At 73.4% G+C, this 13,932-nt stretch carries 12 protein-coding genes; all 12 read left to right on the forward strand.

Features of this window, described 5'->3' with window-relative positions:
* Positions 1 to 262 precede the first annotated feature (262 nt).
* The 12 genes from L3Q65_RS08185 to L3Q65_RS08240 all read left to right on the forward strand — a co-directional run bounded on the left by L3Q65_RS08185 (position 263) and on the right by L3Q65_RS08240 (position 13,859).
* Positions 263 to 2,818: a LuxR C-terminal-related transcriptional regulator gene (locus L3Q65_RS08185; protein WP_237599244.1), complete on the forward strand. Its 2,556-nt coding sequence runs from the start codon at positions 263 to 265 to the stop codon at positions 2,816 to 2,818.
* 134 nt (positions 2,819 to 2,952) lie between these two features.
* Positions 2,953 to 3,696, forward strand: coding sequence for an HAD family phosphatase (locus tag L3Q65_RS08190; protein ID WP_237599245.1), 744 nt, complete (start codon positions 2,953 to 2,955; stop codon positions 3,694 to 3,696).
* Positions 3,697 to 4,571: 875 nt separating this feature from the next.
* A complete protein-coding gene (locus tag L3Q65_RS08195) occupies positions 4,572 to 5,399 on the forward strand; it encodes an IclR family transcriptional regulator (protein WP_182891578.1) in 828 nt (275 codons plus the stop codon).
* Positions 5,400 to 6,138: 739 nt separating this feature from the next.
* Entirely contained in the window at positions 6,139 to 6,951 is an 813-nt protein-coding gene (locus L3Q65_RS08200) for a universal stress protein (protein WP_182891577.1), read from the forward strand.
* A 150-nt stretch (positions 6,952 to 7,101) separates the two neighbouring features.
* Positions 7,102 to 7,503 carry an Hsp20/alpha crystallin family protein gene (locus L3Q65_RS08205; protein WP_182891576.1) on the forward strand — a complete coding sequence of 134 codons (402 nt, stop codon included), beginning with the start codon at positions 7,102 to 7,104 and terminating at the stop codon, positions 7,501 to 7,503.
* Positions 7,504 to 7,553: 50 nt separating this feature from the next.
* On the forward strand, positions 7,554 to 8,051 hold the full coding sequence (locus tag L3Q65_RS08210; protein WP_237599246.1) for a universal stress protein: 498 nt from the start codon (positions 7,554 to 7,556) through the stop codon (positions 8,049 to 8,051).
* Between the two features lie 10 nt (positions 8,052 to 8,061).
* The gene (locus L3Q65_RS08215) at positions 8,062 to 8,727 is read left to right on the forward strand and encodes a CBS domain-containing protein (RefSeq protein ID WP_237599247.1); all 666 of its coding nucleotides are present in this window, start codon (positions 8,062 to 8,064) and stop codon (positions 8,725 to 8,727) included.
* 250 nt (positions 8,728 to 8,977) lie between these two features.
* Complete coding sequence (locus tag L3Q65_RS08220; RefSeq protein ID WP_237599248.1) at positions 8,978 to 9,778, forward strand: universal stress protein; 801 nt, start codon at positions 8,978 to 8,980, stop codon at positions 9,776 to 9,778.
* An 85-nt stretch (positions 9,779 to 9,863) separates the two neighbouring features.
* Positions 9,864 to 10,142: a DUF1918 domain-containing protein gene (locus L3Q65_RS08225; RefSeq protein WP_182891572.1), complete on the forward strand. Its 279-nt coding sequence runs from the start codon at positions 9,864 to 9,866 to the stop codon at positions 10,140 to 10,142.
* Between the two features lie 70 nt (positions 10,143 to 10,212).
* Positions 10,213 to 10,818 carry a CBS domain-containing protein gene (locus L3Q65_RS08230; protein ID WP_182891571.1) on the forward strand — a complete coding sequence of 202 codons (606 nt, stop codon included), beginning with the start codon at positions 10,213 to 10,215 and terminating at the stop codon, positions 10,816 to 10,818.
* A complete protein-coding gene (locus L3Q65_RS08235) occupies positions 10,815 to 11,708 on the forward strand; it encodes a universal stress protein (protein ID WP_182891570.1) in 894 nt (297 codons plus the stop codon). Before L3Q65_RS08230 ends, L3Q65_RS08235 begins: the two co-directional genes overlap by 4 nt.
* Before the next feature lie 435 nt (positions 11,709 to 12,143).
* Positions 12,144 to 13,859: a GAF domain-containing protein gene (locus L3Q65_RS08240; RefSeq protein WP_237599249.1), complete on the forward strand. Its 1,716-nt coding sequence runs from the start codon at positions 12,144 to 12,146 to the stop codon at positions 13,857 to 13,859.
* Positions 13,860 to 13,932: the final 73 nt, after the last annotated feature.

Raw genomic sequence — 13,932 nt, forward strand, 5'->3', positions numbered from 1 at the left:
TCCGGCCTTCGTCCCGGTCGCGGTAAACGCCCAGGTCCGCTGCTGCTCACCGATCCTCCTGCGAGATTCGTGGCCCGCCGGGCGCGCGGCCGAGGTTCTCCCTGTTGGCCGATAGCCCGGGCCGGGGCGCGGGCACTAACCTGTTCCCGCTTGCCCGGCTGATTTACCGGGGATGTCCCGGGCTCTTAATAAACCGGAAGATATCGGGTGCCAGCATCCGTAGAATTACTGCAATTCGCTGGTCGGGCGAAGGGGGAGAAGCATGGCCGAGAAGGAGTTCGTCGGCAGGGCGGCGGAACTGGCCGCGTGCCTGGACCGCGCGGCGGCGGTGACCGTGGTGGAAGGACGGCCGGGGATCGGGAAAACGCGGCTGCTGGCCGAAGTCGCCCGGCGGGCGCCGGATCCGGTGTGCGCGGTGCCCGGCGGCGCGCCGGAGTTCTCCCGCCGGCTGGCGCACGCGCTCGGCCCGGAATCGCTGGTGGTCGTGGACGACGCGCAATGGGCCGACGAAGCGTCCCTGCGGCTGTTGATGGCGCTGGTCGCGCGACCGGGGAACGACCGGCGGCTGGTGATGTCGGTCCGCGACGGGCAGCGGCAGCCCGCGCTGACCCGGCTGCTGCATTCCGAGCGGGTCCCGGCCCGCTACGTGACGCTGCCCGCGTTCACCGACGACGAGGTCGCCCGGCTGTTGCCGGGGCACGACGACGCCGAGCGGTCGCGGATCGCCGCCGCGGCCGAGCGCATCCCGCTGTACCTGTTGCTGCTGGCCGATTTGCCGCCGCACGAGTGGCCCGGCCACGACGGCGGCCCGGCGGCCGAAGACCGGCCGCTGCTGCCGGCGGAACGCGTGCTGTTCGCCGAAGTGTCGGCGCTGCCGGAGCCCGAGCGGCTGGTCGTCCAGGCCGCGGCGTGCGGCGGCGCGACCCTCGACGCGGATCTCGTCCAGGCGATGACCGTGCTGCCCCGGGCGACGGTCGGCCTCGCGATCGAACGGCTGCTGTGCCGGGGCGTGCTGGCGGGCGGGGCCGCGGGGCTGCGATTCCGGCACCCGCTGGTCCGCGCCGCCGCCGCGCGGCTCGCCGGGCGTGGCTGGGCGGCGGGCGCGCACCACCGGGCGGCGGCTTACCTGCGCGAACTGGACGCGCCGCTCACCTTGCGCGCTTATCACCTCGAGAAGTCTTTGTACCGCCACGATCTGGTCGCGGTCGGGGAGCTGGCGTCGGCGGGGGAGGAAGTGCTCGGCACCGATCCCGCGGCGTGCGCCCGGTGGCTCGGCGCGGCAGTGGCGAACCTGCCGGAACGGATGCGCGGCGGGCACGAGCACTGCCGCCTGTCCGTGCTGCGGGCCGAAGCGCTGCTGGCGTCCGGGCAACCGGCCGGCGCCCGGGCGTTGCTGGTGGCCTTGCCGGAATCGCCCCGGGTGCTGGCGTTGCTTTCCCGGTGCGAGCACACCCTCGGCCGCACCCGGCGCGCGCGGTCGATCGCCGAGGCCGCGATCGCCGCGTCGGGCAACGCGGACGCGCGGGCACACCTTGAACTGGCACACCTGGAATTGCTGGACGGCGACACTGCCGGAGCGCAGGAGCGGCTCCGCCGGATCGCGGCCGACCCGAGCGCCGGGCCCGCGGTGCAGTCCGCGATCGCCGCGCTCGCCGCCATCGGGCTGGCCTGCGCCGGGCGGACCGGCGAGGCCCGGCACGCCCAGCAGGCCGCCGCCGACGGATTCGACCTGCTCGACGACAGCGAACTGCGTTCGGTCCTCTACACCGTTCCCGCGCTGTGCTGGGCGTCGTGCTTCCTCGACGACGACCGGCGCGCGCTCGCCTTGCTGGACCGGGCGGTGCACCTCAGCGCGCCCGGGCTGCGGCAGGGGTTGCCGTTCCTGTACTCGGCGCGGGGTTACGTGCTGTGGAAGCTGGGGCGGCTCGCCGAGGCCGCGGAGGCCGCCGCTGAAGCGGAAACCGCGGCGACCCGCTTCGGCCACCACGACGTCGTGCCGATGGCCGCCGCGATCCGGCTGCGGGTGCTGCTCGCGACCGGAGACCGGTCGGCGGCCGAACAACAATGGCGCACGGTGGACAAGATGCCGCGGCCGACCGTCGAATGGTGGCGGCGGACGGTGGAGCACATCCTCGCCGAGGCCGGTCTCGAACTCGGCATGTTCCCCGGCGCGGTCGAGCAGCCGGTGGAGCGGACGGCGAATCCGTTGCTGGTCGCCAGGTTGGCGCAGGACTGCCGCGTCGCTCTGTCCGAGGGAGCGGCCGCGCAGGCGCGCCGGTGGGCGGCTGACGCGATGGAACGGGCCGCGGCCACTGGGTTGAAGAGCGACCTCGGCATCGCGTTGCTAGCGCGCGCGACGGTGTCAGCGACCGGCGACGACCTCGCCGCGGCGTTGGCGGACGCTTCCGCGGCGGCCGTCGCGTTCGGCCGGGCGGCGATGGTGCTGCATCGAGGCCGCGCGGTGCTGCTGGTCGCGGAAGTGCTGGGAAGACAGGGAAACTTCGACGCCGCGACCCAGCGGATCGGCGAGGCGCGGGAGGTGTTCCAGAGCGCGGGGGCGAGTGCGTTGCTGCGGGAGACGACGAAGGCGCAGCGGAGATTGGCCGGGCGGCGAAAACCGGAGTCGCCGCCGGGCGGGCGAGCGCTTTCTCGTCGCGAACGGCAGGTGGCGGAAATGGTAGTGCGCGGGCTGACGACAAAGGAAATCGCGGCCGAGTTGTTCCTGAGCCCGCGGACAGTGGACGCGCACGTGGCTCGGGTGCTGGCCAAACTCGACCTGACCACCCGCGCCGGGATCGCCCGCCGGTTGATCGGCTGACGCGGGCTTTTCCCTCGTCGCGGGGCCGGGACAGTGGTGTCCCGGGACATGGAACAAGCCGCTCTGCCCGGACGCGCGCCGCTGTACCGTCAGCCCGGATAATCGGTGAAAGCGCGCACGGAAGGGCTGTTTTCGTGGCTGCGAAGAATCGGTGCGTCATGAACCCCGCGGCGAAATACGCCATTCTGGACTTGGACGGGACCCTGCTGCCCGGGCACACTTCGCGGCATTATCTGCAGGTGCTCGTCGACGACGGCACCTGCGACCGGCAAGCGGGGTTGTCCTGCCTGGACGCGATCGCACAGTTCGCGGCCGCGGAAAAAGCGCCGTCGGGGCTGCTGGACGAGATCTACCGGCTGTACGCGCTCGCGATGAAAGGCGCGTCGGTCGCGCAGGCCCGGTTCGCGGCGGAGAAAACCTGGCGGGCGAGCCGGGGCACACTGTTTTCCTTTGTCCCGGAACTGCTTTCGCTGCTGCGGGCGAGCGGATACCGGATCCATCTGCTGTCGGGCAACCACGATTTCCCGGTGCAGGAGGCGGCGATCGACCTCGGCCTGTCCGGCGGGCACGGCGCCGTCGTGGAGGTGGCCGACGGCCGGTTCACCGGACGTCTGCTGTCCGCTCCCGGCGCGGCCGGGGGCAAACTCGCGTTCGTGCGCTGCCTGGCCGACGCGGTCGGATTCGACGCGGAGAACTCGCTCGCGATCGGGAATTCCGCTTCGGACGCGGAGATCTTCGCGTGCGTGGGCAAGGCTGTGGCCTTCGAACCGGACGCGGAGCTTCGGCGGCTCGCCGCCGGCCAGCCGTGGCATGTGGTCGACCGGCGCACGATCTTGCGGGTGTGCGCGCGGCTGACCGCCCGCGCGACTGCCGCGTGATCGGTGCTTCGCCGGATCCTGATCGCTTGGCGCGGCACCGCGATCACGCCGGGCGCCCCGGTTCGCTGACGCCGTCGGGCGGGTTCCCGCCGGAAAGTCAAGACCTTGTTCCGCGGCCTGGAACATTGCTCTGCGTCCATGTTTGGTCGCTCGCCGTCTACTGAGTGCTGGTATCGTCTTTCGGCGGAGGAGCGGCGGTCGCCGGAAAGGGCGTCGGCTGGTTCTCCCGCGGTCGGCACGGACGGCACCAACCCCGTCGTCGTGGCCGGCCCGGTCGATCGTCGCTTCGGAACCGGCGCCGCCCGCCGACCGCGGGGCTGCCGGGGCCGCGGCGACGGCGGCGCTGCCCGGAGTCCGCCGACGCGCTCCGGCGGAAACGCGGGATCGCCGGGAATATTCTCGGGCCGGGTCGATTATTCGCCGGATTTTCGCGCGATCTTTCGCTCAGGTTCTTCGACGGACGAAAAGCGGTGGGAAGCAATTGTCACGGCCTGCGACCACGACGGCGCGGATCCGCGCGACGGCGACGCAGAGTGACCTGCCGCGACCGTTTCCGGGGACGGACGCATCGCACGACGAGGCGGGCGGGCTACCGCGCTGCGCCACTGGGGCGATTCTTTCCGTGAACGGGTGCGTCCAGTTGTGCCGGACGCGGCGCTGGGCAAGCATGAAGGCGCGAGAGCAGGACTGCATCACGAAAGACGCGGGTGGCGAACGAATCGGGCGGCGGCGAGGCGCGGTGCCGCCCGCGAGCGGCGGAGGGTCCGGGGCCGCACAGGGCAGCGGTCGCGCGGCCTCGCCGGAGCACGCGGGGACGAGGATCCCGCCGGCGCGTGCACGAGAGGGATTGTGCGGATTCGGTGGAGGTTTCGGTCGTGACTACGAGCGACGACAACGGGCGGTGGGCTTGCACGAGCGTGGTGCCGAGCAGGCCGATTCCCCGGGCGCTTTCGATCCTGAGCGCTATTCGCGATTCGGGCGGGATCGAAACGCTGAGCGAGATTTCGCGGTCGACCCGGCTGCCGAAAAGCACCGTGCACCGGCTTCTCGCCGAGATGCAGGGATACGGAATGGTCGTGCGGGCGGGATACCATTACCGGCACGGGGAAGCTGTGTGCCGCCTCGCCAGACCGGGTTCGACGCAGGAACTGCAGCGGCTGCGAAGAGGTATTCTCCCGTCTTTGATCGACATCCACTGGCGGACCGGCTACATGGTCGGCCTCGGCGTGGCCAGCGGGAATGTCGTTGATTTCGTGCATTTGATCTACAGCAGCGGTTACTGCTCGCTTGCCGAGCGGATAGAAAACGATTCGCAACTGGCCGGAAGCGCGGCGGGACGGGTGCTGATGGCGTTCGACCCGGGTCTCGCCGCGCGCTTCGCGGTGTTCGCGGGCTACCGCGGGGAGAACGAGAACGGCGGCGGCCTCCCGGCGTGGCTGAGCGCGGAACTGCGCGAGATCCGGCAGCGCGAGGTGTCGTTCAACCCGCGCGTCCCCGGTGCGCTGCTCGCCGCGGCGGTCCCGGTGTTCAACGTGACCGGCACGGCGGTGGCCGCGTTGAGCGTGGCTGCGCCGCGGCGCGTGTTCAATTCGCGGGAAGCGCATTCGTCGCTGCAGGCGACCCGGATGACCGCGCAGCGCATCCTCCGCGAAACGGTGGCGGCTGATTGGCGGAGCGCGAAATCCGGCCGTCCGGTGGAATAGCCGGGCCGCCGGAGGCGTCCGGAAGGCGGAACGTTTCCGGGGGGACGGCGCAATTTTCGCCGGGACGCCGAGCGGCGCGGCAGGTCGGCCGCCGACCGGACCGCGCGGCTTTCTTCCTCTCGCTGATGTCCCTCAGGGTTCCCCTCACGAACGTGCGCGCGGGCTGGGTCGTGCCCGTCGGCCGCTGGCTGGGAACCGGGGAGCGGGTTCCGCGGTGCCGGGAAGGCGTCCGCTGGCGAGGGCGCAGCGCATTGGCCGGCGCCGGGGAAGCCGCAACAGCCGGGAAAGGCTGCTGTGCCAAGCGAAATCCCGTTCTAGCCTCCGCTGTTCGGCGCAGGCCGGGCCGTCGCGCGGGGTCTTCGCCTGCCGGTCGAGCGGCGGAGCGAAGGGGAGGAATTCCCTTCCGGGACAAGCGCTTTCGCTGAACTCTCGCCTGTTCGGCGCAGGCCGTGCCAGCACCCGGAGCCGCCGCCTGCGCGCTGAACCCGCGCGAAGGGCCGCAGCGCCTTCCGGGCCGGGACCAAAGTCTCCTGCGCCGCGGACGTCCGCCCGCAGTGTCTCCGGCGCGCGGCGGCCTAGCGTCGGCCGCGAGACGAAGAGGTACCGGACGGAGGAGGCATGTGATGGAGGAGGAGCGGAGGGCCCCGTCGCCAGGGGCTGCCCGCCGGCCGCCCGCCGGACGCGGCACGCACGGTGCCGCGATCTGCCGGCGAGGACGGGAGAGGGAGAACCGGGAGCCATGGCGGTGAGCCGGCCGGTGGTGGTCGGCGTCGACGGGTCGACGGCGGCGCTCGCGGCGGTTCGCTGGGCGGCGGTCGAGGCCGGGCGGCGCGGCACCGGTCTCGTGGTGTTCCACGCCGAATTGTGCGACGACCCGGACCTGCTGCCGCACGGCAAGCCGCCCGGCGACGCCGAACTGCTGATGGAGCCCGCGCGCCGGCTGTTGCGGCAGGCGGCGGAAACCTCCCGCCAGGCCGCGCCCGCGGTTCCGGTGCGGATGTGCGTCCGGCTCGGGACGGCGGCCGAATTGCTGGCCGCGCTGTCCGACGAAGCCGGGCTGCTCGTGCTCGGCGCGCACGGGCTCGGCGGAGCGCGCGGAGGAGCCATCGGATCGGTGGCATTGCGCGCGGCGGCGTCCGCGCGCTGTCCGGTGGTGGTGATCCGCGGCAGCGCGGCCGTGGACGGACCGGTGGTGGTCGGCCTCGACGACTCCGACGGCGGCGAACGCGCACTCGCTTTCGCCTTCGACGCCGCGGTTTCGCGCGGAGCCGGAATCGAGGCGGTCCACGCGTGGCACGACGGCCGCCCCGGCCGGGAAAGCGGGCTGCGCGAGCAGGTGGCCGCGTGGTCTCGCAAGCATCCGGTCGTGCCGGTGCGCATGCATGTCGTGCGGGTGCGCTCGGCGGCGCGGGCGCTGTCCGGGATCTCCGCCGGGGCGCAGCTGATCGTCGCGGGGGCTCGGGCGCGGGGTCCGCTGGCGGGCGGTTTGCTCGGCTCGACGGGGTATTGGCTGCTCGCGCACGCGGCGTGCCCGGTCGCGGTCGCCCGCTGAAAAGTCCTCTGTGGACGGTGGGGTCCCGGTGCGCGGTCCGCCCGTTCGGTGACTTTCGGCCTTCGGCTTCGGGCAGTCCGGCAGCGTCGCGACTGCCCGCGGGCGCGGTTTCCTGAAAGGGCGACACCGTTCCCGAGAAAGGAGTGCGCAATGACGTCACTGTTGCCCGGTTCCCGGATGGCGCTGCCGAACATCGCCGCCTGGCTCGACCGGCCGTGGCCGTTCGGCGACCACAACCCGGTGCGCATCGAGGAGTCCACCGAAGGCGGGACCTACACCGTCCGCGCCGAACTGCCGGGTTTCGACCCGGAGAAGCACATCTCCGTGACCACGCACGACGGCCTGCTGACCGTCGAGGCCGACCGTGCGGAGCGCAGGCACGTCGACGGCCGCAGCGAATTCTCCTACGGCAAGTTCAGCCGCACGGTCCATCTGCCCGCCGGGGCGGTGACGGGCGAGGTGACCGCGCGCTACGTCGACGGCATCCTCGAGATCTCGATGCCGCTGGCCGGGCAGCCGCACGAGAAACAGATCAAGATCGAGGTCGAGTAGGACCTTCGGCGATCCACCGCGGACGTTCGGGCGGAGGCGAGGAGGCGGCCATGAGCACGACCGGCGAACGGGAAATCGTCGTGGGCGCCGACGGCTCGGCGGGCAGCGAGGCGGCAGTCCGCTGGGCGCTGGCCGAGGCGGCGGCGAGCGGCCGGAGCGTGGCGGTGCTGCGCGCCTGGACGTTCGACCCGCTCGCGGATCTCGAGTCGGCGCTCGCCCGTTCGTACGAGGAGATCGCGTCCCGGTACCGGCACGAGCTGGACGGCTCGGTCGCCAGGGCATGTCCCGGCGCGGATCCGGCCCGGGTGCGGACCGGCGCCGTGGCCGGAGCGCCCGGCCCGGCGCTGGTCCGCGCGTCGGCGGACGCGGCGATGCCGGTGCTGGGCAGCCACGGGCACAGCCGGGTGCTGCGGATGCTCGTCGGCTCGGTTTCGGAGTACTGCCTGCGGCAGGCGCGCTGCCCGGTGGTGATCGTCCCGGCCCGTTCGGCCGAAGAACGCGGGCCGCTGCCGGACGTGGGCGCCGCTCGCCCCGGTCCCTTGCTGTGAGGAGCCCGAGATGAAGAGAAGCCGGCAGGTCCGCGCGGTGATGACCGCCGACGTCGCGACGGTCGAACCGGGGATGTCGGCCGAAGCCGCCGTCGCCGTGCTGGAGCGGCGGGAGGTGAGCGGCGCGCCGGTCGTCGGCGAGGACGGCAGGGTCCTCGGCTTCGTCACGCGCGGCGACCTGTCGCGGCGGCGCTCCGGCCGCTGCTTCGGGAGACGGCACAAGACCGGGAAAGTGGCCGAGGCGATGAGCACGCCGCCGGTGACCGTCGGCGTGGACGACGACGTCGTGCGCGCGGTCCGGCTGATGGACGCGGGCCGGGTGCGCCGCCTTCCCGTGCTGGGCGCCGACGGCGCGTTGGCGGGCATCGTCTCGTACGGCGACCTCGGGCGCGTGTTCCTGCGTCCGGACAGCGAGATCCGCGACGAGGTGCGTGACGAGGTCCTCGACCGAGAACTGTGCCTCGACCCGGCATCGCTGGACATCGCGGTGCGCGACGGCGTCGTGTCGCTGACCGGGACGGTCGAGCGGGACAGCATGGTCCCGGTGATCCCGGTGATGCTGGCCCTCGTCGGCCGGGTGGACGGCGTGGTGGCGGTGCAAGAGCATTTGCGGGTGGGAGTGGACGCCCGGATCGTCCTGGCCGACGAACCGGCCGCGGGCAGAGTGCTCGGGTGACCCCCGATTCCCCGTCGCGCGACGGGAAGAGCGGCCGCTGTCCTTTTCGGACGGTGGCCGCTTCCCGTTCCCGGCCCGGAAGCCCCGCCGCCTCGGCCGCGCACCCGCGGGAGGAGAGGCGGAGGGGCGGGAGAGGCCGGGGGAGGCGCTTTCGTCCCTCCGGGAGAGGACTTCGGGCCCTGACGGAGTACCCGCGGGCAGGCCACGGTGGACCCGGCTGCCGGAACCGGCGGCGGGAAGGGGAGGCGGGGTGCCCGGGAAGAAGCCTGACCGCGCGGTGCTCGTCGGGGTCGACGAGTCGGAGGCCTCGCTGGCGGCGGTCCGCTGGGCGGCCGCCGAAGCGCTGCACCGCGGCTGCCGGCTGCAGCTGTTCCAGGCCGGGACCGCGGACCGGCGGGCGCGGGAACGGTTCGCTCGCGCGCATCGGTGGCTGAGCCGGGCGGCGCAGGTCGCCGAGGAGGCCGCGCCAGGGGTGGCGACCCTGCCGGTCGTGCGGGCGGGGCTCGCGGTCGAGCTCCTCGTCGAGCGGTCGCGGTCGGTGTCGCTGGTGGTGCTGGGTTCGCACGGGCTCGGCGGGCTGCGCGGGGCGGCGATCGGATCGGTCGCCTTGCGGGTGGCGGCGGGGGCGCACTGCCCGGTGGTCGTCGTGCGCGGGCGCGCGGCGGCGGGCGGGGCGGTCGTGGTCGGGGTGGCGGGGGACGAGCGCGCCGGGGAATTCGCCTTCGCGGCCGCGGCGAACCGGCGGGTGCCGCTGATCGCGGTGCGCGCCTGGCGGTCCGACCGGCCGGAGCGGGCCGAGGAGGAGGACCGTGCGCTGCGCGAGTGCATCGCCGCCTGGGCGGACAAGTACCCGGAGGTCCCGGTGCGGGTCCGGGCGGTGCGGGAGCGTTCCGCCGGGCGGGCGCTGATGGCGGTCGAAGGGGCGCAGCTGGTCGTGATCGGCACTCGCGGACAGGAGCAGGTCTCGGGCGAGCTGCTCGGGTCGACCGGGAACCGGCTGCTCGCGCACGCGGCGTGCCCGGTGGCGGTCGTGCGCGGGGCGTTCCGGTGAGGAAGCCCGCGGCGAGTGCCCTGACCGCGCGAAGCGTTGCCGCGGTGGAACTTTCCCGCGCCGGCGATCGGACCGAGGAGGAGCGATGTGCGCACAACCCGGCGACTGGCTGGTCGTGAAGAGCGGCCGGGCGGAGGCCCCGGACCGGTACGGCCGCATCGTCGCGGTCGGGACCCCGGACGGCGGCCCGCCGTTCACCGTCCGCTGGTTCCTCGGCGGCTACGTCTCGACGATCTTCCCCGGCCCGGACGCGCTCGTCCTCACCGAGGCGCAGCGCAAGGCCCCTGCGCCGAACGGACGAGCGCGCCGCCGCGGGAACCGCTCGCGCCGCGGCACTGAGGACGTTGGTCCTTCGCGCCGGTGACTCCGGACCGGCGTGCCTGCCGTTTCCCGTCGCCTATTTTCGAGCCAGTGCCAGGGAAAGGACGGGTCTGATGCGCGCACGCGATCTGATGTCCTCGCCTGCGGAGACGGTGCGTCCGTGGACCTCCGCCGACGAGGCTGCCGGGATCCTCGCCGAACGCGGCTTCCCCGCGCTGCCGGTGGTCGACGACGAGGGCCGGCTGGTCGGCATCGTCACCGAGGCCGAGCTCGGGCGCGGCCGGACTCCCGCGCGGGGCCGGGACCGGCGGCCGTGTCGCCCCGGCGCGATCGAGACGACTGTCGGTGCGGTGATGACCTCGCCCGCCGCCGGGATGCCGCCCGGAGCCGACCTCGCCGACGTGTGCCGCGAGCTGGTGGACTCGAAGAGCCAGGCGATGCCGATCGTCGTCCAGGGCCGCCGGGTGGTCGGCATCGTGACGCGCGGCGACGTGGTCCGCGTGCTCGCCCGCGCCGACACCGCGATCGCCGCGGACGTGCGGCACCGGCTCGAGGTCTACGGCGGGACCGGACGCTGGAAAGTCGAGGTGCACGAAGGGATCGTGCGCATCACCGACCGGTACGACGAGGAAGCCGACCGCGACGTCGCGACGCTGCTGGCGCTCGCGGTGCCCGGCGTGGTCGCGGCGGACCCGGCGGGCGAGGGGCCGGGCAGATGACCGGCCGGAACCGCACGGTGCTCGTCGGGATCGGCGGATGGGACGGCGCCGCCGAAGCGGTCCGGTGGGCCGCCCGGCTCGCCGCGGGCCGCGATCTCGAACTGGAGCTCGTGCACTGCCTGCAGACCGCGGTGCCCGCCGGATTCGCCGGGCCGGGGCCGCTGTTCGAGGACGCGCCCGCCGACGGCGGACGGCGCGCCCCGCTCGGGGAGGACCTGGCGGCTCCGTTCGGCGACGCGTCCCCGGTCCGGGGCGAGGTGTACTCCGACTCCGCGCCCGACCTGCTGATCGACCGGTCCCGCGACGCCCGGATGGTCGTGCTCGGCCGCACCGGGACCGACGGGTTCGCCGGCATGCTGGCGGGGGCGGCGGTCGCGGCGGTCGTGAGCAACGCGGGCTGCCCGGTCGTGGTGGTCCGCGGACGCGGCGGCGACGGGCCGGTCCCGCTCGACGGGCCGGTGGCGGTCGGCGTCGACACCAGCCCGAACAGCGAGGCGGCGATCGCGGCGGCGTTCGAGGAGGCCAGCTTCCGGCAGGTCCCGCTCGTCGCGGTGCACGCCTGGGCGGACGTCGTGTGCGACGCGATCGAGCGCACCGCGCGCCCGGTGCCGGAGCGGGAAACGCAGCGCCAGCCGGTCGAGGAACGGCTGCTCGCGCAGCGGCTCGACGGCTGGCAGGAGAAGTACCCCGACGTCGAGGTGCGCCGAAAGCTCGTGCGCGACCGGCCGCGGCAGGTGCTGCTCGACGAGTCGGAGCGGGCGCAGCTGATGGTCGTCGGCACCCGCGGCCGGGGCGGGTTCGCCGGGATGCTGCTGGGGTCGACCAGCCAGGCGCTGATCCACCACTCCGCGTGCCCGGTCCTGGTGGTGCGCCCGGAGGCACGGCGCTGACCCTTCCCGCGGATATCTGGCGAAATGGCAACAAAACGCGGGATTCCGGGGAATGCCCGAATGGAGCAACCGGCAATTCCGCCGGGGCCCTTCCGATGATCGATATTTCCTCCGGAAGAACCATTCCGCTGATCTTCGCCGCGTCCCGCGCGGGCGGGCCGCTCACTCCGTTCCGCCTTGCGGCTCACCGCCTGATCGCCCGCTTCCGTGGGAAGCCAAGGGAAAAGCGACGGACGGACCGGGTCCGGAGGAGACGCTTTCCCGCGCGATTCCCCCGCGGCGAGAGCGTCCGGCACGCCCATTTTCCCGTTCAACGCCGAAAAACGCGGCGGCGCCCTTTTCGCGCGCTTGACGGCCGCTCGCACGAGCCGCAAGACTGAATTCCCAGTGGCGCGCCGCGGACGGGACGCGGGGCCCGGACGGGCAGGAGCCGGGGTGAACCAGCGGGACACACCCGAAGACGAGGGGCTGACGTTCCCCGATCAGCCGAGGATGGAACTGGACCAGCTTCTCGGCGAACTGGTGGAACGCGCTCAGGAGGTCATCAGCACGCAGGGCAGGCTGCGCGGGCTGCTGCGCGCGACCCAGTCCATCACCGGCAGCCTCGCACTGCCCGCGCTGCTGCGCCGGCTCGTGGAGTCCGCGTGCGAACTGGTCGGGGCGCGGTACGCGGCGCTGGGCGTGATCGGGCCGGACGGGCGGCTGACCGAGTTCGTGCACACCGGGATGGACCCCGAGGCGGTCGCGCGGATCGGCAGGCTGCCCGAAGGCAAGGGCCTGCTCGGCGCGGTCGTCGAGGACCCGCGCCCGGTGCGGCTGGACCGGCTGCAGGACGACCCCCGGTCGACCGGGTTCCCCGAGGGGCACCCGCCGATGACCAGCTTCCTCGGCGTCCCGGTCCGGGTGCGCGGCGAGGTGTTCGGCGACCTCTACCTCGCCGACGCCGAACAGGGCCGGTTCACCGAGGAGGACGAACAGCTGGCGCTCGCGCTCGCCGCAGCGGCGGGCAGCGCGATCGAGAACGCGCGGCTGTACGAGACCGCCCGGAACCAGCAGGAATGGCTGCGCGCGTCCGCGGCGGTGACCCGGGAACTGCTGTCGGCGGATCTCGGCGATCCGCTGGGCCGCGTCGTGGACTACGCGCGGGCGCTCGCGTCCGCGGACCTGGTTTCGGTGACCCGCCCGTCGGAGCGGGAGGGCTACCTTCGCGTCGAACGCGCGATCGGGGCGGGCGCGGAACAGCTGGCCGGGCGGGAACTGCTCACCGAGTCCACTGTGGCCGGCACGGTGTTCGCCCGCGGCGAGCCGAGGATCGGGTCGTGGCCGGACGAGCTGTCTCGGCTGTCCGTGCCGTCCGTGCTGACCTTGAATCTCGATTCGGTGATGCTGATGCCGCTGGCCGGGAACGGGGCGGTGGCCGGGGTGCTGACCGTGTCCCGGCTGGCCGGCCGCCCGGCGTTCACCTCCGACGACCTGGAGATCGCGGCCTGGTTCGCCGACCAGGCGGCGGTGGCGCTCGAACTGGCGCAGGCGCGGGCCGAACGCGAGGACGCCGCGCTGCACGACGAACGCGACCGGATCGCCGCGCGGCTGCACAGCGAGATCCTGAACCGGCTCTACGCCGCCGCGCTGTCGCTGCAGACCACGGCCGGGCTCGCCAAATCGGCGGTGGTCGCGACCCGGCTGCGCGAGACGATCGCCGACCTCGACGACGTGATCAACCACGTGCAGCAGACCGTTTTCCGGCTCGACGACGTCCTGCCGCCCGCTCCGGAGCCGATCCGCGACCAGGTGCTGCGGGTGCTGGCGCGGGCGCGAGAGGAATGGGGCCTCGCGGTGTCCACGCAGCTGACCGGGAAACTCGATCCGGTGCACTCGGACGTCGTGGTGCCGCTGCTCTCCGACGCGCTCGAGCTGATCGCCCGGCACACCTCGGCCGAAGCGGTGGAGGTCGAGATCCAGGCGGAACCGGAGCAGACGACGGTGACCGTCCGGTACGAGGGCGCGGGCGACGTCGCCGTGTCCGCCGCGCCCGGCCTTGCCGCGCTGGCGGAGCAGGCGAGCCGCCGCGGCGGGACGCTGACTGTGGCGGGCGGGTCGCGGCTGAGCTGGTCCGTGCCGGTGAAAACCCGGTCGCCGACCGGTGATTGAGGACTTTCGGCACCGCCGGAGCGGGGCGGCGCGCCGTACTCTCGACGCACGAACGAGCCCGACGTGGGAGAAG

Source organism: Amycolatopsis sp. FU40, assembly GCF_021903635.1.
GTDB lineage: Bacteria > Actinomycetota > Actinomycetes > Mycobacteriales > Pseudonocardiaceae > Amycolatopsis > Amycolatopsis dendrobii.

What these genes read in the sequence shown, in the direction of transcription:
- L3Q65_RS08230 (WP_182891571.1), top strand. Translation starts at nt 10,213, where the DNA reads ATGCGCGCACGCGATCTGATGTCCTCGCCTGCGGAGACGGTGCGTCCG.
- L3Q65_RS08235 (WP_182891570.1), top strand. Translation starts at nt 10,815, where the DNA reads ATGACCGGCCGGAACCGCACGGTGCTCGTCGGGATCGGCGGATGGGAC.
- L3Q65_RS08200 (WP_182891577.1), top strand. Translation starts at nt 6,139, where the DNA reads ATGGCGGTGAGCCGGCCGGTGGTGGTCGGCGTCGACGGGTCGACGGCG.
- L3Q65_RS08215 (WP_237599247.1), top strand. Translation starts at nt 8,062, where the DNA reads ATGAAGAGAAGCCGGCAGGTCCGCGCGGTGATGACCGCCGACGTCGCG.
- L3Q65_RS08225 (WP_182891572.1), top strand. Translation starts at nt 9,864, where the DNA reads ATGTGCGCACAACCCGGCGACTGGCTGGTCGTGAAGAGCGGCCGGGCG.
- L3Q65_RS08185 (WP_237599244.1), top strand. Translation starts at nt 263, where the DNA reads ATGGCCGAGAAGGAGTTCGTCGGCAGGGCGGCGGAACTGGCCGCGTGC.
- L3Q65_RS08210 (WP_237599246.1), top strand. Translation starts at nt 7,554, where the DNA reads ATGAGCACGACCGGCGAACGGGAAATCGTCGTGGGCGCCGACGGCTCG.
- L3Q65_RS08205 (WP_182891576.1), top strand. Translation starts at nt 7,102, where the DNA reads ATGACGTCACTGTTGCCCGGTTCCCGGATGGCGCTGCCGAACATCGCC.